This window comes from Mesorhizobium sp. J8 (assembly GCF_016591715.1).
GTDB lineage: Bacteria > Pseudomonadota > Alphaproteobacteria > Rhizobiales > Rhizobiaceae > Mesorhizobium.
The window spans coordinates 2,584,805-2,606,272 of the sequence record NZ_AP024109.1 but is presented as its reverse complement, the minus strand read 5'-3'; the positions used below and the strand labels follow the sequence as shown (position 1 = coordinate 2,606,272).

Annotated in this window: 23 protein-coding genes; 12 read left to right on the top strand and 11 right to left on the bottom strand. The window is 63.4% G+C overall.

The window, feature by feature from the left end; translation table 11 throughout:
- Positions 1-279: 279 nt before the first annotated feature.
- Both MJ8_RS12095 and MJ8_RS12090 read left to right on the top strand, forming a co-directional pair.
- On the top strand, positions 280-2,205 hold the full coding sequence (locus MJ8_RS12095) for a hypothetical protein (RefSeq protein ID WP_201414577.1): 1,926 nt from the start codon (positions 280-282) through the stop codon (positions 2,203-2,205).
- Positions 2,206-2,320: 115 nt separating this feature from the next.
- Positions 2,321-3,691 carry an FAD-binding oxidoreductase gene (locus tag MJ8_RS12090; protein WP_201414576.1) on the top strand — a complete coding sequence of 457 codons (1,371 nt, stop codon included), beginning with the start codon at positions 2,321-2,323 and terminating at the stop codon, positions 3,689-3,691.
- A gap of 48 nt (positions 3,692-3,739) precedes the next feature.
- Here MJ8_RS12090 and MJ8_RS12085 read toward each other — a convergent pair whose 3' ends face one another.
- On the bottom strand, positions 3,740-4,165 hold the full coding sequence (locus tag MJ8_RS12085; protein WP_201414575.1) for a globin family protein: 426 nt from the start codon (positions 4,163-4,165) through the stop codon (positions 3,740-3,742).
- A gap of 166 nt (positions 4,166-4,331) precedes the next feature.
- Entirely contained in the window at positions 4,332-4,919 is a 588-nt protein-coding gene (locus tag MJ8_RS32670) for a TetR/AcrR family transcriptional regulator (protein WP_201414574.1), read from the bottom strand.
- Positions 4,920-5,112: 193 nt separating this feature from the next.
- Here MJ8_RS32670 and MJ8_RS12075 point away from each other — a divergent pair, with 193 nt between their 5' ends.
- Entirely contained in the window at positions 5,113-6,246 is a 1,134-nt protein-coding gene (locus MJ8_RS12075) for an alpha-hydroxy acid oxidase (protein WP_201415401.1), read from the top strand.
- Positions 6,247-6,365: 119 nt separating this feature from the next.
- On the opposite strand, the gene MJ8_RS12070 is transcribed toward MJ8_RS12075, so the two are convergent.
- The 3 genes from MJ8_RS12070 to MJ8_RS12060 form a co-directional block, all read right to left on the bottom strand.
- Positions 6,366-7,199, bottom strand: a complete 834-nt coding sequence (locus MJ8_RS12070; protein WP_225248229.1) for a BA14K family protein — start codon at positions 7,197-7,199, stop codon at positions 6,366-6,368.
- Positions 7,200-7,610: 411 nt separating this feature from the next.
- Positions 7,611-8,705: a KamA family radical SAM protein gene (locus MJ8_RS12065; RefSeq protein ID WP_201414572.1), complete on the bottom strand. Its 1,095-nt coding sequence runs from the start codon at positions 8,703-8,705 to the stop codon at positions 7,611-7,613.
- 114 nt (positions 8,706-8,819) lie between these two features.
- Positions 8,820-9,224 carry a VOC family protein gene (locus tag MJ8_RS12060; RefSeq protein WP_201414571.1) on the bottom strand — a complete coding sequence of 135 codons (405 nt, stop codon included), beginning with the start codon at positions 9,222-9,224 and terminating at the stop codon, positions 8,820-8,822.
- Positions 9,225-9,342: 118 nt separating this feature from the next.
- On the opposite strand from MJ8_RS12060, the gene MJ8_RS12055 reads away from it, so the two are divergent.
- Positions 9,343-10,047: a helix-turn-helix transcriptional regulator gene (locus MJ8_RS12055; protein ID WP_201414570.1), complete on the top strand. Its 705-nt coding sequence runs from the start codon at positions 9,343-9,345 to the stop codon at positions 10,045-10,047.
- On the opposite strand, the gene MJ8_RS12050 is transcribed toward MJ8_RS12055, so the two are convergent.
- Positions 10,044-10,433, bottom strand: coding sequence for a VOC family protein (locus tag MJ8_RS12050; protein ID WP_201414569.1), 390 nt, complete (start codon positions 10,431-10,433; stop codon positions 10,044-10,046). The two genes, MJ8_RS12055 and MJ8_RS12050, sit on opposite strands and share 4 nt — an antisense overlap.
- 142 nt (positions 10,434-10,575) lie before the next feature.
- On the opposite strand from MJ8_RS12050, the gene MJ8_RS12045 reads away from it, so the two are divergent.
- The 3 genes from MJ8_RS12045 (at position 10,576) to MJ8_RS12035 (ending at position 14,231) form a co-directional block, all read left to right on the top strand.
- Positions 10,576-11,382, top strand: a complete 807-nt coding sequence (locus tag MJ8_RS12045; RefSeq protein ID WP_201414568.1) for a helix-turn-helix transcriptional regulator — start codon at positions 10,576-10,578, stop codon at positions 11,380-11,382.
- 201 nt (positions 11,383-11,583) lie between these two features.
- On the top strand, positions 11,584-13,245 hold the full coding sequence (locus MJ8_RS12040; RefSeq protein ID WP_201414567.1) for an acyl-CoA synthetase: 1,662 nt from the start codon (positions 11,584-11,586) through the stop codon (positions 13,243-13,245).
- A 92-nt stretch (positions 13,246-13,337) separates the two neighbouring features.
- Positions 13,338-14,231 carry a hypothetical protein gene (locus MJ8_RS12035; RefSeq protein WP_201414566.1) on the top strand — a complete coding sequence of 298 codons (894 nt, stop codon included), beginning with the start codon at positions 13,338-13,340 and terminating at the stop codon, positions 14,229-14,231.
- Positions 14,232-14,263: 32 nt separating this feature from the next.
- Here MJ8_RS12035 and MJ8_RS12030 read toward each other — a convergent pair whose 3' ends face one another.
- From MJ8_RS12030 to MJ8_RS12010, 5 genes are all read right to left on the bottom strand, one after another.
- Positions 14,264-15,685, bottom strand: a complete 1,422-nt coding sequence (locus tag MJ8_RS12030) for a hypothetical protein (protein ID WP_201414565.1) — start codon at positions 15,683-15,685, stop codon at positions 14,264-14,266.
- Positions 15,686-16,106: 421 nt separating this feature from the next.
- The gene (locus tag MJ8_RS12025; protein ID WP_201414564.1) at positions 16,107-16,616 is read right to left on the bottom strand and encodes an Hsp20/alpha crystallin family protein; all 510 of its coding nucleotides are present in this window, start codon (positions 16,614-16,616) and stop codon (positions 16,107-16,109) included.
- 92 nt (positions 16,617-16,708) lie between these two features.
- Entirely contained in the window at positions 16,709-17,185 is a 477-nt protein-coding gene (locus MJ8_RS12020) for an Hsp20 family protein (RefSeq protein WP_201414563.1), read from the bottom strand.
- A gap of 238 nt (positions 17,186-17,423) precedes the next feature.
- Positions 17,424-17,702 carry an usg protein gene (locus tag MJ8_RS12015; RefSeq protein WP_201414562.1) on the bottom strand — a complete coding sequence of 93 codons (279 nt, stop codon included), beginning with the start codon at positions 17,700-17,702 and terminating at the stop codon, positions 17,424-17,426.
- Between the two features lie 13 nt (positions 17,703-17,715).
- A complete protein-coding gene (locus tag MJ8_RS12010) occupies positions 17,716-18,063 on the bottom strand; it encodes a hypothetical protein (RefSeq protein ID WP_201414561.1) in 348 nt (115 codons plus the stop codon).
- 328 nt (positions 18,064-18,391) lie between these two features.
- Between MJ8_RS12010 and groES the strand changes: the two genes are divergently transcribed.
- From groES to MJ8_RS11985, 5 genes are all read left to right on the top strand, one after another.
- Positions 18,392-18,706, top strand: a complete 315-nt coding sequence (gene groES, locus MJ8_RS12005; protein ID WP_040988406.1) for a co-chaperone GroES — start codon at positions 18,392-18,394, stop codon at positions 18,704-18,706.
- Positions 18,707-18,765: 59 nt separating this feature from the next.
- Positions 18,766-20,394: a chaperonin GroEL gene (groL, locus tag MJ8_RS12000; RefSeq protein WP_201414560.1), complete on the top strand. Its 1,629-nt coding sequence runs from the start codon at positions 18,766-18,768 to the stop codon at positions 20,392-20,394.
- A 66-nt stretch (positions 20,395-20,460) separates the two neighbouring features.
- A complete protein-coding gene (locus MJ8_RS11995; RefSeq protein WP_201414559.1) occupies positions 20,461-20,682 on the top strand; it encodes a hypothetical protein in 222 nt (73 codons plus the stop codon).
- 84 nt (positions 20,683-20,766) lie between these two features.
- Entirely contained in the window at positions 20,767-21,159 is a 393-nt protein-coding gene (locus MJ8_RS11990) for a helix-turn-helix domain-containing protein (protein ID WP_201414558.1), read from the top strand.
- The gene (locus MJ8_RS11985; RefSeq protein WP_201414557.1) at positions 21,140-21,442 is read left to right on the top strand and encodes a DUF982 domain-containing protein; all 303 of its coding nucleotides are present in this window, start codon (positions 21,140-21,142) and stop codon (positions 21,440-21,442) included. Before MJ8_RS11990 ends, MJ8_RS11985 begins: the two co-directional genes overlap by 20 nt.
- The last annotated feature ends 26 nt before the right edge of the window (positions 21,443-21,468 follow it).

The following is a 21,468-nucleotide window of genomic DNA, read 5'->3' as shown; positions in this document are numbered from 1 at the left end:
ATACGCATGACAATTTCGACAAAGAATGGAAACCGGGCGAAACACCACCCGATGCGGGTATCTATCGCTGCAAGGGGTGTGGCGATGAGATTGCTTCAAACAAAGGCGTTCAACTCCCATCACAGAACCATAGCCAACATACCCCCGCTCAGGGGTCGATACGGTGGCAGATGATTGTCTGCACGGCATACAAATAGAAGAACTCAATGAGCCGCCCTAGCAGCTGGCAAATTGGGTATCCTTCCTGTTGCAGACTAGCTGAGCGAGATGCGGTAAGAGATGGTAAGACCATTTGATCTCGGGAATCTAATTAAGGTCATTTTTGGGTTGGATTCAGAGCACACCAAAGCTGCGCCGGCCACGAACGAGGCGTTGCCGAAGGCGGCTGAGCAGCCAACGAAGCATCCATCACATTTGGCGGATTATCTTAACTACTACCGCTCCCTGAGTGAGCCGCACTATGCGGTCCTCGTCACAGGCGACTGGGGAACTGGGAAGACATTTCAAGTTCGAGAGTCGATTCCGAACGACCAAGCATTCTATGTCAGCCTCTTTGGCCTGAATAGCACTGAAGATGTCGTTGCTGCGGTATATGCTGCAATGTTCCCAGGAAAGGCTTTCGTTAAGCGAATTGCAAGCAGTATCGGAGAGACAACCGCCGAAATATCCGGAATTGGTTCGCTTGCTCTTAATGGTATAACATCTGGCTTAGTAGGAGCTTTATTGCGCCAGCAAGTCAGCAAAGAGAAACCGATTATATTTGATGACCTTGAACGCTGCGGCTTAGATGTGAAGCAGGCGCTCGGCGTTATCAACCTGTATGTTGAGCATCATGGCTGCAGAGTTATCGTGATAGCGCATGATAATAAATTGACGGATGAATTCTCAGAAGCAAAGGAAAAGATATTCGGCCAGACAATTCGTGTCGACCCACGAGTTGAGGACGCCTTCGATAAGTTTCATTCTTCGCTGTTGGCCGGCCCTGAGAAAAACTTCATCGCTGTCCAGCGGGGAAATATTATCGGCGTATTCTCCGAATCAGGTATTCAATCACTTCGAATTTTGCGACATGTCGTTGAAGACCTTGCTCGCCTAGGCAAGACGCTAAGCGAGCAGCATCTTGCGAATGATCCCGCAATGGTTGAACTCGTTCGACTCTTTTGCGCTCTTAATATCGAATTGAGAGCTGGCCACCTCAAAGCCGCCGACCTCTACAAACGCAAGGAGAAGGAATTTAGCTACGAGTTAGGGCGCAATAGCGAGAATGAAAGAGCTAACGAGCAACCTCGCATCGTGTCAGCCAACAATAAGTATACCTCCGTAGATATTACTAGCACACTACTCCAAGATCACGCTCTAAACGAAATGTTAGTTGAAGGCAGATTTGATAAAGAAACAATTCAGGCATCTTTAAACGCTAGCTCTTACTTTATCAAATCCCAGAGCGCCCCGTGGCAGATCGTAGGCAGCTTTGATAAGCTTGATGATGAAATTGTTGCGTCCGGCTTGGCCAAAATGGAGCAACAATTCGACAAACGAGAGGTTTCAGATTCCGGAGAAATACTCCATATTTTCTCTCTGCGCATGATGATGGCCAACAAAGGCATTTCAAGCAAGGACATCGAAACAGTTACGCAAGAATGCATAGAATACATTGATGACCTTCTAAGTTCTGGTCGACTGCCTCCGAGAGGACCGGATTGGGACTGGTACGATGATTTCGGTGATTCAGCCTACGGCGTAAGCTATTGGGTTACCGATGACTATCGGGATAAATTCCAAAGTGTTTTTGATCATCTTCTGCGCGCGCGGGGAAAAGCGCTTGAGGCAGAGTTTCCGAAACGGATACCGGAACTGCTGAAAATTTTGGAGACGGATGGCCAACTTTTCCTCGAAAAGATTTGTTATACTCACAAGGGTAACCCTGAATACGGCTCCATTCCAATTCTTGCTGCCGTTGATCCAAAGACCTTCGTTGCGGCGTGGATGCGCTCGCCAAAGCAAAACTGGTATTGGGTATCAAGAGCATTGCAGGAGCGTTACAAAGGCTCTCGCGTCGAGGACGTATTGAAACCGGAAGCAGCATGGATCAATGCTGTGGTGAAACTCCTCGATGAAGAAGCCGCTAAAGCAACAGGGTTAGCAAAATTGCGGATTCACCGCACCATTCCGAAAATCCGTCAACGACAAGCAGAATCAGCATAGGAAATCGATACTGAACTTGCCAGTGTCCCGATATCCGTAGGTGCGAAACGCGAAGGAGGCTGACGAGAGGGTCGATGTTTGTCGAGTTCGTATCGGGGAGTATAGAGTCATCCCCATGCCCCTCCTCCCCGCCCTCCTCCCCACCGCGACCATCTGGGATGCCGCCGAACTCGCCTCCCGCGATCCCGGTTTCGATGCGCGCAATTTCGGCGCTTCGGCGCTGGTGCGGCCGCGTGATGTCGAGGGCGTCGCGACGCTGGTGAAGTTCTGCGCGGAGCATGGCATCAGCCTTATCCCTCAGGGCGGGCGCACGGGGCTGGCAGGCGGGGCGGCGACGTCCGCCGGTCAGGTGATCTGCGATCTCGGCGGGCTCAACCAGATCGAGGAGATCGATCCGTTCGCGCGGGTGGCGATCGTGCAGGCAGGCGTGACGCTGGGCGCGCTGCAGGAGGCTGCGGCGGTGCATGGGCTCGACCCCGGCATCGACCTTGCCGCGCGCGGCAGCGCCACCATCGGCGGCATGGTTTCCACCAATGCCGGCGGCATCATGGCCTTCCGCAACGGCACGATGCGCCACCGCGTGCTGGGCCTGGAGGCCGTGCTGCCGGACGGGCGGGTGTTTTCCGATCTTACCCGGGTGCTGAAGACCAGCGCCGGCTACGACCTGAAACATCTCTTCATCGGCGCGGAGGGCACGCTCGGCATCGTCACCCGCGTGGCTGTGCGGCTCGACCCGGTGGCAGGCGCCAGCGCCACGGCGCTGGTCGGCGTGCCGGATGCGGCAAGCGCGCAGCGCATCGTGCGGCATTTCCTGGGCTCGACCAGCGCGCGGCTTTCCGCCGCCGAGATCCTGTGGCGCAATTTCGCGTCGCTCATGCAGCGGGCGCTGAACTATGCGCCGGGCAGCCTGCCGCTCGATGCGCCTTGCCTTCTGGTGCTGGGGCTCGGCGCCGACAGTGTCGAGGCGGCGAGAGGCGCGCTGGAGGATGGGCTGGCGGCGATCTGGGACGAGGTCGGCATCATCGACGGGCTGGTCGCGAGCTCCGAGGCGCAAGCCGCAGCGATGTGGCGGCTGCGCGAGGAGACCGCCGCAATCGAGAGCGCGCACCCGATGGTGCCCTCCTTCGACGTGTCGGTGCCGGGCGGCGCGCTGGACGCCTATGTGGCGCGCATCGAGGCGGGGCTGAAGGCGCTCGACGCTTCCTACGCCCCTTACGTCTACGGCCATCTCGCCGACGGCAATCCGCACATCTCGATCAATTGCGACGGGCCGGTCCCGCATGAGCGGCACGCGGCGATCGAGGATGTGCTTTATGACGGCCTGCGCGAAGCCGGCGGCTCGTTCTCGGCCGAGCATGGGGTGGGGCTGGAGAAGCGCGACGCCTATGAGCGGCATGCGGATTCGGTGAAGCGGGATTTGGCGAAGGCGATCAAGGCGTTGATCGATCCGGGTAACGTGATGAATCCGGGGAAGGTCGTGGGGTGAAGGCTCTTTTCCTCGCCCCGTGAAATGGGGGAGAGGAACTGCGCTCCTTCAAGCAGCCAGTTGCACGTCCCGCGCCGCGGCGATCATCACACTCGCCAGCAGGCCGTAGGCGGCGGTCCAGGCCTGGCGCACCTCCGACGTGAAAGCCTCGCCCAAGCCCGCATCGAGCGTCTCGATCAGCGCCTGGCCGACGGTCGCATAGTGATGCTCCTCGACGCCGTAGCCGACATGGCGCCGGGCGAGGTCCTGGACGGTAGGCAGGATGGTCTCGGCGCGCGACAGCCCATGCGTGACGAAGCCCAGCGCGGCCATCAGCTTGGCGCCCTGCTTCTTCATGTCGGTCTCGCGAAACAGCGTCTTGAGGCTGCCGTCGAGGGCGAACAGCTTCTCGTAGAACAAAGCCGCGGCGGCCTCCTTGATCGGGACGACTTCGCGAAAACTCTCCTGCACAAGCTTGATCTGATCGGGTGTCATCGCAGCATGCTCCTGAGTTCCGGGATGCAAGACCATCCAGCTCGAGCGTTTCGCGGGCATGCCGGTTGTAGGGAGGGTGTGTTTCAGCTTGGTCTCTGGAACGTATCGAACCTTATGAAGGAAATCAGCATGCGTCGGCGGGACAGCGCGCCTCATCATGCACCTCTCAAGGGCCAGAGGGCGGGGAACCAACTGCCATCAACCTCTTCGCCGCGTCCGCCGCCGCCGTACAGTAGCTCTGGTCGCCGTGGATCAGGATCATCACCATGGTTCCCTCGATCAGCACGAACAGCTCGCGCGCCCTCTCCTTCGGCGACGGTATCCTGGCTCCGGCAAGCAGCATTTCCAGCTGCTTTTCCATCAACGCCTTGTGCTGGCGCGCGATCGAGCGTGCAGGATGGCCGGAGAGGTCGGCGAGCTCGATCGCCAGCCGGGTGAAGCCGGAGCCGGCCCAGTGCGGCTTGGACGACCATTTAACCAATCCCTCGAACAGCTTGTCGATCAGCGCGTCGGCACCGCCCGACAGCTCGATGCCGTAGTTCTGGAAATCGGCGAAGGTGCGCTCGTGCTGCGAAGCGAGCACGGCAGTCAACAGCGCGTCCTTGCTGTCGAAATGGTAGTAGAGCGTGCGCTTGGTGACGCCGGCGGCCTCAGCGATCTCCTCCATGCCGACGCGGAAGAAGCCTCGGCGGCGAAACAGCCTGTACGCCGCCTGCAGGATCACGGGCCTGGTCGCGTCGGATGCTCTGGGCATGAGCGCTACCGTCGATAAGTATACTCACAAGTGAATTTACATCAGGGACGGCGCAGCCTTCAATGATCAGCATTTGCTAATATTCGAAGGGAGGATGGCGATGGAACGAGTGGTCCCGACAGTGCTCGATGTCCCGACAGGCATCGTGACCTTGCCCGACGAATTCAGGGCGGTGTCGGCCGCGCCGGAGCTGATGACCGGGATGGCCTGCATCGAAGACCTGCGCCAGGCGGCGCGGCGACGGGTGCCGCGCGTCTTCAGCGACTATCTCGAAGCCGGCTCCTACGCCGAGCAGACGCTGCGCGCCAACCGCGCCGACCTCGAGCGCATCATGCTGAAGCAGCGCGTGCTGGTCGATGTCGAGCAGCGCGACACGGCAACCACGATCCTCGGCGAGAAGGTCGCGCTGCCGGTGGCGCTGGCGCCGATCGGTCTCGGCGGCATGCAATGGGCCGATGGCGAAATCCTCGCCTGCCGCGCCGCCAAGGCCGCCGGCGTTCCCTACACGATGAGCACGATGTCGATCTGCTCCATCGAGGACGTGGCTGATGCCGTCGGCTACCCATTCTGGTTTCAGCTCTATGTGATGAAGGATCGCGGTTTCGTGCGCTCACTGGTCGAGCGGGCGATCGCCAGCCGCTGCGGCGCGCTGGTGCTCACCGTCGACCTGCAGGTGCTTGGCCAGCGCCATGCGGATATCCGGAACGGGCTTTCGGTGCCGCCTGCCCTGAAACTTCGCACCATCCTCGACATAGCGAGCCATCCGGCCTGGGCGGCCCGCATGCTCACCGCAAAGCGCTGGGGCTTCGGCAACCTCGCCGGCCACCTCAGGGGCGAGGACGACGTCCGGGCGGTGGCGGACTGGGTGGCGAACCAGTTCGACGCGACGCTGAACTGGAGCGACGTCGAATGGATCCGGAGCGTCTGGCCGGGCAAGCTCATCCTCAAGGGCATCCTCAACACCGACGATGCGCGCAGTGCCTGTGAGGCCGGCGCCGACGCCATCGTGGTTTCCAACCATGGCGGTCGGCAACTCGACGGCGCGCCCTCGACGATCTCGATGCTGCCCAGGATAGCAGAGGCCGTCGGCTCGCAGGTGGAAGTGCTGTTCGATGGCGGCGTGCGCTCGGGCCAGGATGTGATGCGGGCGCTGGCTCTGGGTGCCCGCGCCTGCCTCGTCGGCCGCGCCTATGTCTATGGCCTCGGCGCCGGCGGCGAGGCCGGTGTGGCGACAGCAATAGAGATCCTGCGCAAGGAACTGTCGGTCACCATGGCGCTGACCGGGACACGGAGTGTCGCCGAGATCGACGGCAGGGTGCTGAATTAGCAAAGCCTTCTCGTACAGCGGGGCGAAGGAGCCCGAAGGGCTGATGAGGGCAAAGCAGCCCTTGGCGGCCGGGCGCTGCCTCGCGGCCGCGAGAGTGTGGAGCGCCTCAAAGAGGCGCGCTACTCGCACTGGCGGCGGGGGCCGCCGTCGAAGGGCTGGTAGGTGTTGTCGCGCGGATCGTAGGAGCGGTAGCGACTGAAGCAGTAGTCGACGTGGTCGGCCGACACCGGGCGACCAGATGTCTGGGGCGAAATCTCTTCCGGCGGGCCGCCATAGGTGGTGGCGTAGCCACCGGAGGACGGAGCATAGCCCTCCATCTCGGCCTGGTCGTCACTCATCTGGTCGGCGATGGCGTCCGGCCGATCGTTCGCTGCCGCCTGTTCATTCTGGCCGGCTTCGGTCGAGGCGGTGCGGCCGCCACCGGGCTCGTAATAAGGTGAAATGCAGGGGCGCAGCTCGCCGCTGTAGGAGCGGTAGCTGTTTTCCGCCGGGCGGTAGCTGCGATAGCGAGCGGCGCACCATTGCAAATGGGCGACGGGCAGTTGCTGTTGCTGCGCGCCCTGATCGACCGCGGCCGGCTGCTGGGGCCCGCCGGTGGCGGGCGGCGCGGGCTGGCCCGGGCCAGAGACGCCGGGCAATGGCTGCAGTGGCGGCGCTGGCGTAGCGAGCGCCGTCGTCTGCGTTCCGCCATCCGCCTTGGTCGACTCGCTCAGGCCCGGTTCGCCGGCCTTGGCCGGCGTGGCCGCCGCCTGCTGGGCGGGAATGCGTTCAAGGTTCTGTTTCTGCGGATCGACCGGCTGCGCATCCTTCGTCCAGAGCTCGGAAACGCCGATCGCCGGCGTTGCCTGGCGCACCGGCTTGGCGGCGAGCAGCCACGTGGCGAAGGCGAGCCCGCTGGCGAACACGGCCAAGGTCAGCACGAAGCCGCCAGCAATTCCCAACAAAGCCTTCACGCAATGCTCCTTCAGTCCCCGCTCATAGAATGCGGAGTGCCGGCTCCAGTTCCCACGGGAAGAGGGCAATGTTGCGACCCGCGGCATAAAGGGGAGAGCCCCGCATGCCCCGGGGAGAGGCAGGCGAGGCTCAAGGATCGCTAGAAGGGACCTAGCTGGGGACTTCTCAGTTGCAGACTTTGATGATCCAACAGGATCAACTGCAGTGTCGCGCCGTTTCCATCCCGCCGCATCGTGCAAACGGAGGAATAAAAGCACGCGATCCTTCATTCACATGGTGCAGTTTTGACAGCCTCGGCCCACGCTGATCGCAGCCGGCGGGTGGCCACCCACCCGTCGGTTAGGCCCGGCGGTCGGCAAGTTTGCCCCCAACAGGCTGCCGGGCCGCCTTGAGCAGAGGGAACCCCACTCTCAGACCAGCACCTCGCGATATTCCCTCAGCTTGCCGTCCTGGCCAAGAATCAGCCAGGGGCCGCCCGCGCGGCCCTCGATATGGCTCGCCGCCAGCGGAACCTTGCCGCCGCCGTCCGGCAGGTCGATGACATAGGTCGGATTGCAGATGCCGGAGAGCCGACGGCGCAGTTCGGCGACCAACGCCTGGCCTTCGGCGATCGAGGTGCGGCGGTGCGCCATGCCGCGCGCGAGGTCGCCGTGGTGCAGGTAATAGGGCTTTACACCAAGCCTATACATCAGCTCGCGGCAGAGCTCCTCCAGCACCTCGACCTTGTCGTTGATGCCTTTCAGCAAAACGCTCTGGTTGAGCAGCACGAAACCCGCCTGCCGCATGACACGGCAAGCCGCCTCGGCCGCCTGCGTAAGCTCACGCGGATGGTTGAAGTGGGTGACGACCGTCACCATCAGCCGGCCCTGCAGCGCCTCTACCAGGCCGGACGTGATGCGCGACGGCAACGCCACGGGCACACGGGTGTGGATACGCAGCAGCCTGAGATGCGGGATCGCCTCCAGGCGGGCACGGATTTCTGCAAGCGCCTTGTCGGGCAGCGACAGCGGATCGCCGCCGGTCAGGATCACCTCGCGGATTTCCGGATGGCTTGCGATATAGGCCAGTGCCGGCTCCAGCGCCTCGCGCGTGTAGCCGCGACCGATGGAGGTCAGCGACTCTTTCCTGAAGCAGAAGCGGCAATAGACGGCACACTGATAGGTCGGGAACAGCAGCACGCGGTCGGCATGGCGGTGCGTCAGCCTGGGCACCGGGCTGAAGGCATGGTCGCCGATCGGATCGTCGAGCTCGCCCTCCGTGGCGACCAGCTCATCCGGCGACGGGATCACCTGGGCGCGGATCGGGTCCTCGGGATCGCTCCAGTCGATCAGGTCGAGATAGGGCTTTGGCACGCGCACCTTGTGGGCGGCCGCGGCCTCTTGGGCGGCGGCGCGCTCGGCCGGCGAGAGCGGCAGCGGGGCGAGGTCGCGGACATGGCGCACGCCGGCGCGGACGTCGTCCTGCCAGGCGGTGTCGGCGGCCGGTTGTTCAAGATCGGTGGTCATCGAGGTCCCGGGACAGATTTGCGCGCGATATCGGCTGTATGGGCGGCGAGGTCAACCACTGCCGCCGCCCGGATTGTCACACGCCGCCTTCTGTCGCGTCGGGTGCCGGCTAACTCACCGCTCGAATTTCCTGATCGCCTCCGCCGTCACCGGCGTGAAGAAATTCACCAGATTGCCGTCGGGATCGCGAAACAGCAGCGAGCGGTTGCCCCAGGGCATCGTCGTCGGCGCCTGCACCAGCGCGCCTTCAATGAGACCGCCCAGGCGGCGATATTCTGCATCCACATCGGCGACGCGGAACTCGATGATGGCGGTGCGATTTGCCGCCGGGCTTGCGACATCGTCGCCGCCGAAGAGCTGCAAGGTGCGGGTGCTGCCGATCGCCAGTGTGCCGGCCTCCGTGACGAGCTCGGCGAAATCCTCAGTGTAGCGCGTGAGCTTGATACCCGTCGCCGCCTCGTAGAAGGCGACGAGCCGCTTCACGTCGCCGGTGATGATGCGGGTCGAAACGAAATTCATTCTGGTCTTCTCCGTTGGCTGGCCGCGAAGACTTTCTTCCTCGGCCGCCCGTTCAGGCGCCCCTGCCCGGCTTGTGGACCAGGCCTGCTGCCAGCATAGTGGCAACAGGAGACATGCCTTGCGCCGCGCCGACAGACTGTTCCAGATCATCCAGATCCTGCGGCGCTCGAGCCGGCCGATCACCGCCAGCCGGATCGCCGAAGAGCTCGAAACCTCGCGCCGCTCGGTCTATCGCGACATCGCCGATCTCGTCGGACAGCGCGTGCCGATCCGGGGCGAGGCCGGCCTCGGCTATGTACTCGACCGTGACTACGACATGCCGCCGCTGATGCTGACCCCGGACGAGCTGGAGGCGGCGGTGCTCGGCGCGCAATGGGTGGCCGACAAGGGCGATGCCGTGCTGGCCGGCGCGGCGCGCGACCTGATCGCCAAGATCGCCACCGTCGTGCCCGAACGGCTGCGCCCCTTCATCAGCAATCCAACCGTCGGCGCGCCGCTCGGCCGCGCGAGCCTGCCAGACGGGCTCGACATCGCGAAGGTACGGGCCTCGACCCGCAAGGGCCACAAGATCCGGATCCGCTACCGCAACGAACAGGGCGACGAGAGCGAGCGCGTGATTTGGCCGACCATGATCGGCTATGCCGAGACTGTGCGGTTGCTCGCGGCCTGGTGCGAGCTGCGCCAGGATTTCCGCCATTTCCGCACCGACCGGATCTCGGCCGCGACCTTTCTCGACGAGCGCATCGGCTGCCGGCCGGGAGAGCTGCGCAACCGCTGGAAGCGGCATATGGCGGCGCAGGGGATTCAACTGCCGCCAGGCTAGATGTCCGCATAGATCTCCAGCACATTGCCATCGGGATCGCGAAAGAACAGCGTTCGGTGGCCCCAAGGGTGGTCAGTCGGTTCGCTTACGATCGCCACCCCCTTATCGCGCAACGTGTCGGCGCATTGGTCAACCTGGCCCGGCGTCACACGGAAGGCGAGCTGCACCGAGAGAGCACCCGCCGGCGTCGGCGCGTCATTGAACATCAGTCCGCGCTCGGTGAGCGCCAGCATGCACGAGCCGACCTGGTAGGCAGTCCAGCCCTCGCCCAGGCTGGAATGAACCGCGAAGCCCATCACGTCCTCGTAGAAGCGGCGCATCTTGTTCATGTCGCGGGCGAAGAGGACGGTGTAGTCGATGTTCCTGATGTTCTTCAGTGCATTCATCTGCGGAATCCTCCGTCTGGCGCCGCGTTCCGGCGCGGCGCGGCGCGGTTGTGGGATGCGCCACCTCATCTATACTGGTAGCAAGGTGGTACAAGATGAGCGGCACTGCTGGTAGCGGTGCTACCCCTTTCGAGGCACGACCATGCTGGAACGGACCGCCGAGATGGACAGGCGCAAGGAACTTGGCCGCTTCCTGCGCGCCATGCGCGAGCGCGTCGAGCCGTCCCTGCACGGCATCCGCACCGGCACGCGGCGACGCGCAAGCGGACTGCTGCGCGAGGAAGTCGCGCTGCTCGCCGGGATCAGCGCCACCTGGTACACATGGCTGGAACAGGGCCGCGAGGCCAACCCTTCCGCTCCAGTGCTCAATGCGCTGGCCGACGTGCTGGACCTCTTGCCGGTGGAGCGTCAGCATCTGTTCAAGCTCGCAAAGCCGGAATGGCTGCCCGCGGCGATTGCGCCCGAAGGCCCCTCGCCCGATCCGCGCATTGCCGCATTGCTCGCCACGCTCTCGCCCAATCCGGCCTATGCGCTCAACCGCGCCTGGGACTTCATTGCCTGGAACGACGAGGCGGCAGATCTGTTCGGCGGCTTCGATCCCGACGAGCCAACGAAGAGCAATCTGCTCAAGCGGCTCTTCCTCGACCCGGCCTGGCGTGCGCTGTTTGCCGACTGGGAGGTTGTGGCTCGCTCAGCTATCGGTCAGTTCCGCGCCGCGACCGTCGGCTATGCGTCGGCGGCCGACATCCGCGCCGTGCTAGACCCGCTCAAGGCGCTAAGCCCGGACTTCGCGCGCCAATGGGCGGAGATGCGGGTGGAGGAAGCCTCGATCTGGTCGAAGGGGCTGGTCGGGCCAAGCGGCAAGGTGGCGACCTATGACTACTTCATGCTGGCGCCCGCGGGCGTCGGCAAGGACATAACGCTCAGCCTTTATCGGAAGCGCGGTTAGGCGGTTCAGGTCCTGATTCCGATATCGGGTCCAGCTTGTTGATCGGAAACGTTTAACGCCGCGGAAGCCAGCCGTCTGTCGTGGAGCCCGGCCTTGCTTGACTGCCACGACTTTCGCCGCAATCGACCAGCGCCATCTTTTCGGGCAATCTCCCTCGGCGGCGATCATGGGGAGATGACCGCCGCCAAAGGGAGGATTGCCATGACCGATACGCCGGCGGCGTTGCCGCGCTATGAGGATGCCGTAGAGCGCTTCCGCATAGAGGACGAGATCGCGCGCCTCCACGGCGATCCGGCCACCGGCATCAACGCCTATGTCGAGTGTTGCGGCCGCTATACCGGCCAAAACCGGCTGGCGCTGCGCGCGATCTCGGCGGCCGGCGATTTGCGCGAATATTCCTTCGACGATCTTGCCGATATGTCGGGCCGAGTCGGCAGCCTGCTCAAAAGTCTCGGCGTCGGCCCCGGCGATGTCGTGGCCGGCATGCTGCCGCGCATTCCCGAGCTTGTGGCGCTGATCCTCGGTACGTGGCGGATCGGCGCAATCTACCAGCCGCTGTTCACCGCGTTCGGACCGAAGGCGGTCGAGCATCGCCTGAGCTACAGCAAGGCGAAGCTGGTGGTGACCAATCCCGCCAACCGCGGCAAGCTGGACGAGGTGGACAACCATCCGCGCATCGCCACCATTCTCGCCCCCGGCGAGACGCTGCCCGAAGGCGACATCGATTTCCGCGCGGCGCTCGCCGCCGCCTCCCCCGACTGCGAGCCGATGATGCGCCAGGGCTCAGACCTGTTCATGATGATGTCCACCTCGGGCACGACAGGACATCCGAAAGGCGTGCCGGTGCCGCTCAGCGCGTTGCTTGCCTTCGGCACCTATATGCGCGACGCGATCGGGCTTCGTCCCGACGACATCTTCTGGAACATCGCCGATCCCGGCTGGGCCTATGGGCTCTATTACGCCATCACAGGACCCTTGCTGCTCGGCATCGCCACCACCTTCTACGAGGGCGCGTTCAACGCCAAATCGACCTATGACATCATCGAGCGCCTCGGCGTCACCAGCCTTGCCGGCTCGCCAACGGCCTACCGCCTGCTGATGGCGGAGGGACCGGAAGCGGCCGCGCGCGTCAAAGGGAAGCTGCGCGTGGTGAGCAGCGCCGGCGAACCGCTCAACCCGGAAGTGATCCGCTGGTTCGACGCGCATCTTGCCGCGCCGATCCACGATCATTACGGCCAGACTGAGAACGGCATGATGGTCAACAACCATCACGGGCTTAAGCACCTTGTCCGAGCGGGCTCCGCCGGCTTCGCCATGCCAGGCTACCGCATGGTGGTGCTGGATGACGAAGGCAACGAGCTCGGCCCCAACCAGCCGGGCGTGCTTGCCGTCGATATCGCCAACTCACCGCTGCGCTGGTTCGGCGGCTACCATGAGGCGGAGACGCCGGCGATCGAGGGCGGCTACTACCGCACCGGCGACACGGTGGAATATGAGCCGGACGGCTCGGTCTCCTTCATCGGCCGCGCAGATGACGTCATCACCTCGTCCGGCTATCGCATCGGGCCGTTCGACGTGGAGAGCGCGCTGATCGAGCATCCGGCGGTCAACGAGGCGGCTGTCGTCGGCGTGCCCGACGCCCAGCGCACCGAGATCGTCAAGGCCTTTGTGGTGCTGGCGTCCGCCTTCCAGGGCAGCGAAGCGCTGGCCGAGGAACTCGCCCAGCATGTGAAGAGGCGGCTGTCCGCGCATTCCTATCCGCGCGAGGTCGAGTTCGTCAGCGAGCTGCCGAAGACGCCGAGCGGCAAGATCCAGCGGTTTCTGCTGCGCAAGGCCGAGGTGGAGAAGCGCAAGGCGGAATAAAGATTTGCCCCGCCTTGATTTCCGCCACGCAAAAGCCGCCAAGTCGGGCGATGGCTGCCAAGGGCATTTGATCGCTAATTTGGGGTTGCAGCATGCGGTTGGTCTTAACGCTTCTCTTTGCACTGGCGGGCAGCGCGGCATATGCCGCCTCGCCGGAGGACGATTATGTCGCGGCCCGCGACAAGGCGATTGCCGACATCGCGGCGCAGGCAAACGCCAACGCTGACATCGAAACCATCGATGCCCAGAACGAGAAGGCGCTGGCCGACCTGAAGCAGCGTCTCGACGCCATTCTCGGGCCGCTTACGGTCAAGGATTTTCCGACGACCGGCACCATGAACATTCAAAGCCTCAACGCTTCCGATATCGGCTACGGCATGCTCGACGGGTTGCGCTATGCCCAGAGCGATGAGGGCCCGAGCATCGTCGTCTCGACGCGCGGGCTGACCGAGCGCTGGCTCAAATCCAAATCGGCCGAGACGGAAGCGGATTTCAAGCTCCCTGCCGACATCGGCGCGGCGCTGAAGCTCGACGGCTTCTACACCCAGGCCATCGGCAGCGATGCGGCGTTCTCCGGCACGCTCGACTTTCCGCTGAAGAAGCCCGACGGCGCCGACATGGCGATCGCCCGGCTCGGCGGCTGGACACAGGATGTCGGACCGATCTACGACCAGCATGTCGTGGTGGCGATCGTCAAAGGCGACCGCGTGATGATCGCCGAGGCGCCAGCCTCGCCGGCCGTGCCGAAGATCGCGGCCTGCGATTCGATCTGGGCGGCCGCCGACGCCACCGCGCAGAAAGCCCAGCAGGCCGATCAGGGCTCGGATCAGGATGATCCGCAGGCTTCCGATCCTGCCAATGCCGCCTGGGAAAAGGGCGACGCAGACTACCGTGCCTGCATGGCTCAGCACCTGCCCAGCGATCCATCCTTCCCGGCGCTGCTCAAGCAGGCGCAGGACCTTGCCGACGGCATGGCAGGCAAATAGCCCGTCGAAGCATTCCGGGCTGCGGGGGTTCCTCAGCCCGCGTTGGCCCGCATGTTGCGCCGTGGGACACGCCGCGGCGCGGGGCGCACCGTTTCCGCGATGATCCCGTTGGCCTGAGGCGCGGCATCCTTGCGCGACCTTGCATCGGTCACCCGATGCAGGCGCTCGTAAGGCAGCAACTCCCGGATACGGGCATTGAGCGCTTCGACCTCGGCGCGCAGATCCTCGCATTCCTGCTTCTGGATATCGAGCTGGATCTGCTCGGACGCCTGCTGCAGCGAAAGCTGTGAGAGGTTGGTGGTGACCACCGACAGGTTCTTCTTGTCGGCGTCGCTCTCCTCCTTGAGAACGGCGAGCCTTTCCTCCGCGATCTGGCGTTCGGTCACGGCATCGTTCAGCTGCGTCCTCAGCCTGGTGATCTCGGCCGTGGCCTCGCCATTGTCCGTCGAGACCTTGTCGAGACGCGACTGCAACTCCTGGATTTCGGCACGCAGACCGCGCATTTCCGCCTGGCTGCGCGCCAATTCGGCGGCGCTGTCGCTTTCGGCGATCCGCGCCGCCTCGGCTGTTTCAGCAAGCTTGGCCTGCGTTGCCTCCAGCGCCTTCTGCAGCCGGGTTTCTTCCTTTTCGTGGTTGCCGAGTTGCGCCATCAGCTCGGCGATATGGGCGGTTTCGCTGGCGTGAGTCGCCGCGAACTCATCGAATTTGTGGCGGGCCTCCGCCTCGCGCTTTTGCGCCTGCTCCAGGTCAACCGAGAGGCCGACCTGCTTTTCGCGCAGCAACTTGTTCTCGGCGCCGCGCCTGTCGACTTCGACAGTCTTGGCCGTCAAGGCCTTGACGATCTCGCCGAACTCCGTCTCGCGCCTGGCGTTCTCATTGCTCATCTCCACCAGTTCCAGGCGCACGGCCGCCAGCGCCGAGCGCAGGTGCTCGCGGTCCTGGACGAGGCTCGCCTCGCGCTGCTGCCAGGCCTCGGCCGCGCCGTCACGCTCGCGCTGCTTGCGGGCGGCGTCCAGCAACTGTTCCGAGAGCGCCTTGTGCTCGGCGGTGAGAGCGAGGTTTGCAAGCTCCAACTCGTTGGAGCGCAACACGTCTCGATGGAAGACGTTGAGGACCTCACGCGTCATATGATGCGTGGTGGCGATCTCCGCCAGCTTCGCCTCTATCTCCTGCAGATGCCCCTGCCCGTCGCGGAAAAGCCCGGCGACCGCCTCCAGCGCGGCGAGCCGCGTCTGGGTATGGGGCGTCAACCGCGATGAAGCCGGCTGGGGCTGCTCTTCGGGCGGATTCTCGTCGCTTGCCACCAGTTCCTGGCCGGCAACGGCGTCGTCTTCCGACGGCGGCCGTTCGTCGTCTTTCAGAACGTCCTCAAACGCTTCCGCCAGATCCGACTGGAGGTCCTGAAATTCCTTATCGACGTCCTCGGCCCGCTTGATCAGAGACTTGAAATTCATCACGGCACATCCCTTACTCACGCCCCACGCGTACTTAATAAATTGCTAATCTATCTCTTTACCTTCCGTTCGGGAAGCCTGTGCCAAGGAAACCAAAATTAAGGTTATCGCCGGGCCCAATCTTATGCGGATCCGCTGCCAGGTGATTGCTGTTCCGCTCCTAACCTATGTTAATCTTCTCCCTCTGGCCTGACGCTGAATGCGCGCACCGCAACAGGGAAAGACAGCGCACTGCTTGTCATCATTCACATGACCGATGCGAAGACTTTCGGACGGAAGATTGAAGCTCCCGTCGCATGAATTTCTATATCCCCGGCCGCCCCGAGCGACCGCGAAGAGTTGCGCCGCGCGGGCAGTCAATAGCCGTGGCTTTCATGGATTGCGACGCGGGAGGCGCTCGGCCGCCCCCCGCGTCGGTGCATCAACTCTTGATGTCGATGCGCCTGACCTGCGACTGCGCCTTCTCGCTCTTCGGCAAGGTGACGGTCAGCACACCATTCCTGAAGCGGGCATCCACCTCGTCTTCTTTGATCTCATAGCCGACCGGGATGCGGCGCTCGAAGCGGCCGTAATAGCGCTCGGAGAACTGCCTATCCTTGTCCTCAGTTTCGGAGCGTTTCTCGCCCCGCAGCGTCAGCACGCCGTCGTCGAGCAGGACCTCGATGTCTTTCTGCTCGAGGCCCGGCACCTCGGCCGTCACCTTGACCTCCTTCTCGCCATTGGAGATCTCGACGCTCGGCCAACCGGCGCCGAGAGCGGAGGCACCGCCAAAAGTCGGCAACCGGCTGTCGAAGCCGCGGAAGACATCGTCGAAAAGGCGATTGACCTCGCGATGCAGCGACAGGAACGGATCGCGTTCGCTATCGCGGAACAGGCTCGGAAGCTGGTTGCTGTTGCTCCGGCCCCAGGGAATCAGATCACGGACACTCATGGCTCTGCTCCTTTCTGTTCATCGACTCGAAAAGCTCCCGGGCGCTGGGCAAGTGCCCAGCGCCTAGCGCGGATGCGCTCACAGGAAGGCCCTCAGGCGGCCTGCTTCTCGGCTTCGATCTTCTTTGTGGTGCCTTTGAGCGTTGCCTTGTCGGCTGCGATCTCGATCCGGCGCGGTTTCATCTCTTCCGGAATTTCACGCTTCAGATCGATCGTCAGCAAGCCATTGACGAGGCTGGCGCCGACGACCTTGACATGGTCGGCCAGTTCGAAGCGGCGCTGGAATGCGCGGCCGGCGATGCCGCGATGCAGGTACTCGCCCTTGTCCTCGCCGGCTTTTTGGCCCGAGACCACGAGCATGTTGTGCTCTTGGGTAATGGCCAGCTCTTCCTGCGAGAATCCGGCCACCGCCATGCTGATGCGATAGTCGTCTTCCGAGGTCTTGGCGATGTCATAAGGTGGCCAGTTGTCGACCGTCTCGAGCCGACTTGCCGTTTCGAGCGCATTCAGCATTCGATCGAAGCCGATGCTCGACCGGAACAGGGGACTGAAGTCAAAGGTGGTTCTCATAGCTACATCCTCCATTGAGCAACATAGATACGAGGAGCGCCAAGGAAGCAGCGCTCCTTGACCTCGCCGGTCTCTCAAGCACCGGCAAAATCGATCTGGGAATTCAAAGCCGGGACGTCAAGGGCCAGCCCCCAAGCCGCCCTGAAGGTCGTGAAAAGTCACCCCTTCGACTGCATGCAGGCAGGCAAGTGATGAATGAAGACGGCCGTGTAACACGGCCGCCTTGGGGAGCTGATCTTCAGTGGATCGCGATGATCCCGTCAACGGCCCGCCATTCCGACGGCCTGATGAGCCGATGGTGAGCGACGCGAACAGAATGCAAAGCGCCCGCCAGCTCGCGTTCCCAAAAGCCCAGAAAGCCCCTCAGCGCGGGGAAATCCGGGGCCAGATCATAGTCCTGCCAGACATAGAGCTGGAGCAGGCTGGGATGGTCAGGCAGATGATAATGGATCTCGGCGGTGGTTAAGCCGTAGCCATTCATCTGCAGGCGGAATTCCCTGCTGACCGCATTCGCCATCGTCTTCTGCGCCTCACGCGCTCAGCCGGTCGATCAACTGCCGGTGGTCGTCATCGGCAGCGTAGCTGGGCGACGGGGCGAGCGCATCGAGCCGGCGCAGCGCATCCATGATGTCGTCGAAGGAGACCGGCCGCTCGGTGCCCGGTGGCTGGCGCAGCGCCGGCATAGATTCCACGGCGCAGGCGTCGGATGCCCAGGACGAAAGGATCGCCCGCTTTTCCCAAATGTCGAGCGAGCCGTCCTCCAGCACTTCCTGCGGGTGCTGAAAATGGCTGGCCGGCGACAGCAGCCGGTCGAGCGAAAGGTCTGATATTTCGGGAGCTAGGGAAGGAATGATCGGCGAAAGCGTCTGTCGGTCCATTTCTGTCCTCCGTCTCCAAAAAACTCCTTGTTTCGGTTTCGAATTCCCAGCGGTCCGGGCACCGCCAGGCGCCGATAATTTTGTTCAGCTCACGCGCGAATTCAAGCCTCTCCTTTGTCTACGCGATCCAATTTACCGCATGTTTTCAGTACGCTAGCACTCAGCGATCGAGAGTGCTAAAAATTTTTCGGCACCCCCTTGAAAGTAGAAGAAGGCAAAATTAGCTCGTCATGCGCGCGACGCCGAAAGGGTCGCGTGCCCCGCTCCGGTCCTGCCGGTCCGGAGCGGAGGAACCTCTCGCAATCTGTTTGTCCTGAAGGAGAACGATATGACGTTCCGTCCACTGCATGACCGCGTGCTCGTCCGCCGCATCGAGGCCGAAGAGAAGACGGCCGGCGGTATCATCATCCCCGACACCGCCAAGGAGAAGCCGCAGGAAGGCGAGGTCATCGCCGTCGGCCCGGGCGCCCGCGACGAGAGCGGCAAGCTCGTACCCCTCGACGTGAAGGTTGGCGACCGCATCCTGTTCGGCAAGTGGTCCGGCACAGAGATCAAGCTCAACGGCGAGGACCTGCTCATCATGAAGGAAAGCGATGTGATGGGCGTGATCGAGCAGGCCGCGACGCTGAAGAAAGCTGCCTGACCGGGGCTTCCACCGAACCACAACCCAGTCAATGAAAACTGCCTAAAAGGAGTGATCCAATGGCTGCCAAGGAAGTCAAATTCCATTCCGACGCCCGCGAGCGCATGCTGCGCGGCGTCAACATCCTCGCCGACGCGGTGAAGGTGACCCTCGGCCCCAAGGGCCGCAACGTCGTCATCGACAAGTCTTTCGGCGCCCCGCGCATCACCAAGGATGGCGTCACCGTCGCCAAGGAGATCGAGCTCGAGGACAAGTTTGAGAACATGGGCGCCCAGATGGTCCGCGAAGTCGCTTCGAAGACCAACGATCTCGCGGGCGACGGCACCACGACGGCCACCGTGCTTGCCCAGGCGATCGTTCGCGAAGGCGCCAAGGCCGTCGCCTCCGGCATGAACCCGATGGATCTGAAGCGCGGCATCGACAAGGCGGTGGATGCGGTCGTGGCCGAACTCAAGACCAACGCCCGCAAGATCACCAGAAACGACGAGATCGCGCAGGTCGGCACCATCTCGGCCAATGGCGATGCCGAGATCGGCCGTTTCCTGGCCGAGGCCATGGAAAAGGTCGGCAACGAAGGCGTCATCACCGTCGAGGAAGCCAAGACCGCCGAGACCGAGCTGGAAGTCGTCGAAGGCATGCAGTTCGACCGCGGCTATCTCTCACCCTACTTCATCACCAACCAGGACAAGATGCGCGTCGAGCTCGACGAGCCCTATGTGCTGATCCATGAGAAGAAGCTCGGCAACCTGCAGGCGCTGCTTCCCGTGCTCGAGGCCGTGGTCCAGTCGGGCAAGCCGCTGCTGATCATCGCCGAGGATGTCGAGGGCGAGGCGCTGGCCACGCTGGTGGTCAACAAGCTGCGCGGCGGCCTGAAGGTCGCCGCCGTCAAGGCTCCGGGCTTCGGCGACCGTCGCAAGGCCATGCTGGAGGATATCGCCATCCTCACCGGCGGCACGGCCATCAGCGAGGATCTCGGCATCAAGCTGGAGAACGTCACGCTGGAGATGCTCGGCCGCGCCAAGAAGGTCGCGATCGAGAAGGAGAACACCACCATCGTCGACGGCGCCGGCAAGAAGGCCGAGATCCAGGGCCGCGTCGCGCAGATCAAGGCGCAGATCGAGGAGACCACCTCCGACTATGATCGCGAGAAGCTGCAGGAGCGGCTGGCCAAGCTCGCCGGCGGCGTCGCGGTGATCCGGGTCGGCGGCGCGACGGAGGTCGAGGTCAAGGAGAAGAAGGACCGCGTCGACGATGCGCTGCACGCCACGCGCGCCGCGGTCGAGGAAGGCATCCTGCCGGGCGGCGGCGTTGCCCTGCTCAGGGCGGCCAAGGCGCTCGACGCGGTTGCAGTCGACAATCCCGATCAGAGATACGGCGTCGATATCGTGCGGCGCGCGATCGAGGCGCCGGCGCGCCAGATCGCCGAGAATGCCGGATCGGAAGGCTCGATCATCGTCGGCAAGCTCCGCGAGAAGACCGACTTCGCCTTTGGCTGGAACGCCCAGACCGGCGAGTTCGGCGATCTCTACAAGCAGGGCGTCATCGACCCCGCCAAGGTGGTGCGCACCGCGCTGCAGGATGCGGCTTCGGTCGCAGGACTGCTTGTCACCACCGAGGCCATGGTGGCCGAAAAGCCGAAGAAGGAAGCCGCCCCGGCCATGCCGGCCGGCGCCGGGATGGACTTCTGAGGCGCTGACGGAAAGCCCGCTCCCAAATGGGAGCGGGCACCTCACCAGGAACAATGGGAGGCCCTCATGAACATGATGAGCGGCAATGGTTCGATTCCGGCGCCGACGCATCCGGCAAGCGAATTCCTTGCCTATGAAGCCGAATGCCGAAGCGCGCTGAAGCCGCTGTTAGCCGGCCTGCTCGACGCGGCCGAAGCCGCCGGATGGAGCCGGCGGACCGTCGCCTCGACGCTGATGTTCCTTGCCGCACAGCAGGTGTCGGCCACCGAAACATCCGCGCGAAGCTGAGCGAGATCGGCCCCGCCTTCGCGGGCGGGGTCCACCAATTGCACAGAGACGGGATGAGACGCTTGCACGGGGAACACGATCGCCATGATTGCGGGACGCTTGCGGGAATGCCTGAGAACCTTGCGATGGGAAGCTGCCGACCTTGCGCAGGAGCTTGGCTGTTCCAGGACCGATGCGACGCGCTGGATCGAGGGGCGCGCGCCGGTGCCGCTGGCGGTCGCCGCCTGGATTGAGGCCCTCGCCAAGGCGCATAGCGTGCTGCCGCCGCCGCGCCTGAACCAGCAAAGTTCAGTGGCGCACTTCGCGCCGGCGGGCGTGGTTGGGCACGCTCTCCCCGGCACAAGCCAGCCGCGGCCGAATGGCGTCGTCCTGCAACCGCCCTACCCGCGCCGGCATGCGCTGTCCGGGGCGCTTCGCCCTGGCGCCATGGTCATACATGCGAAAGAGGGTTCGGACGATGAACCACGACCGTTTTGAAGAGCCTGTCACGGTGCTCGTCGGCATCGGCTTGCCGGTGCGGCTGGAGACCGTGGCGGAGGCCTATGCCTTGCTGCAGGATTGGCCGGCCACGAGCCGGAGCAGCGCGCATGCGATCGCGCTCAACGCCTGCAAAGCCGGCATTGCCGGCGAAATCGACGCGGAGACGGTGCGGGCCACCCTTGTTGCCTTCGCCCGCCGCAACGATATTCTGGCGCCGGATATGATCTCGCTGGCGCCCGCAGCGCTGGGACGGCGCGCATCCACAAGCAACAATGGCTGAAATTGAAGCCGCCCGTTCAGGCAGCG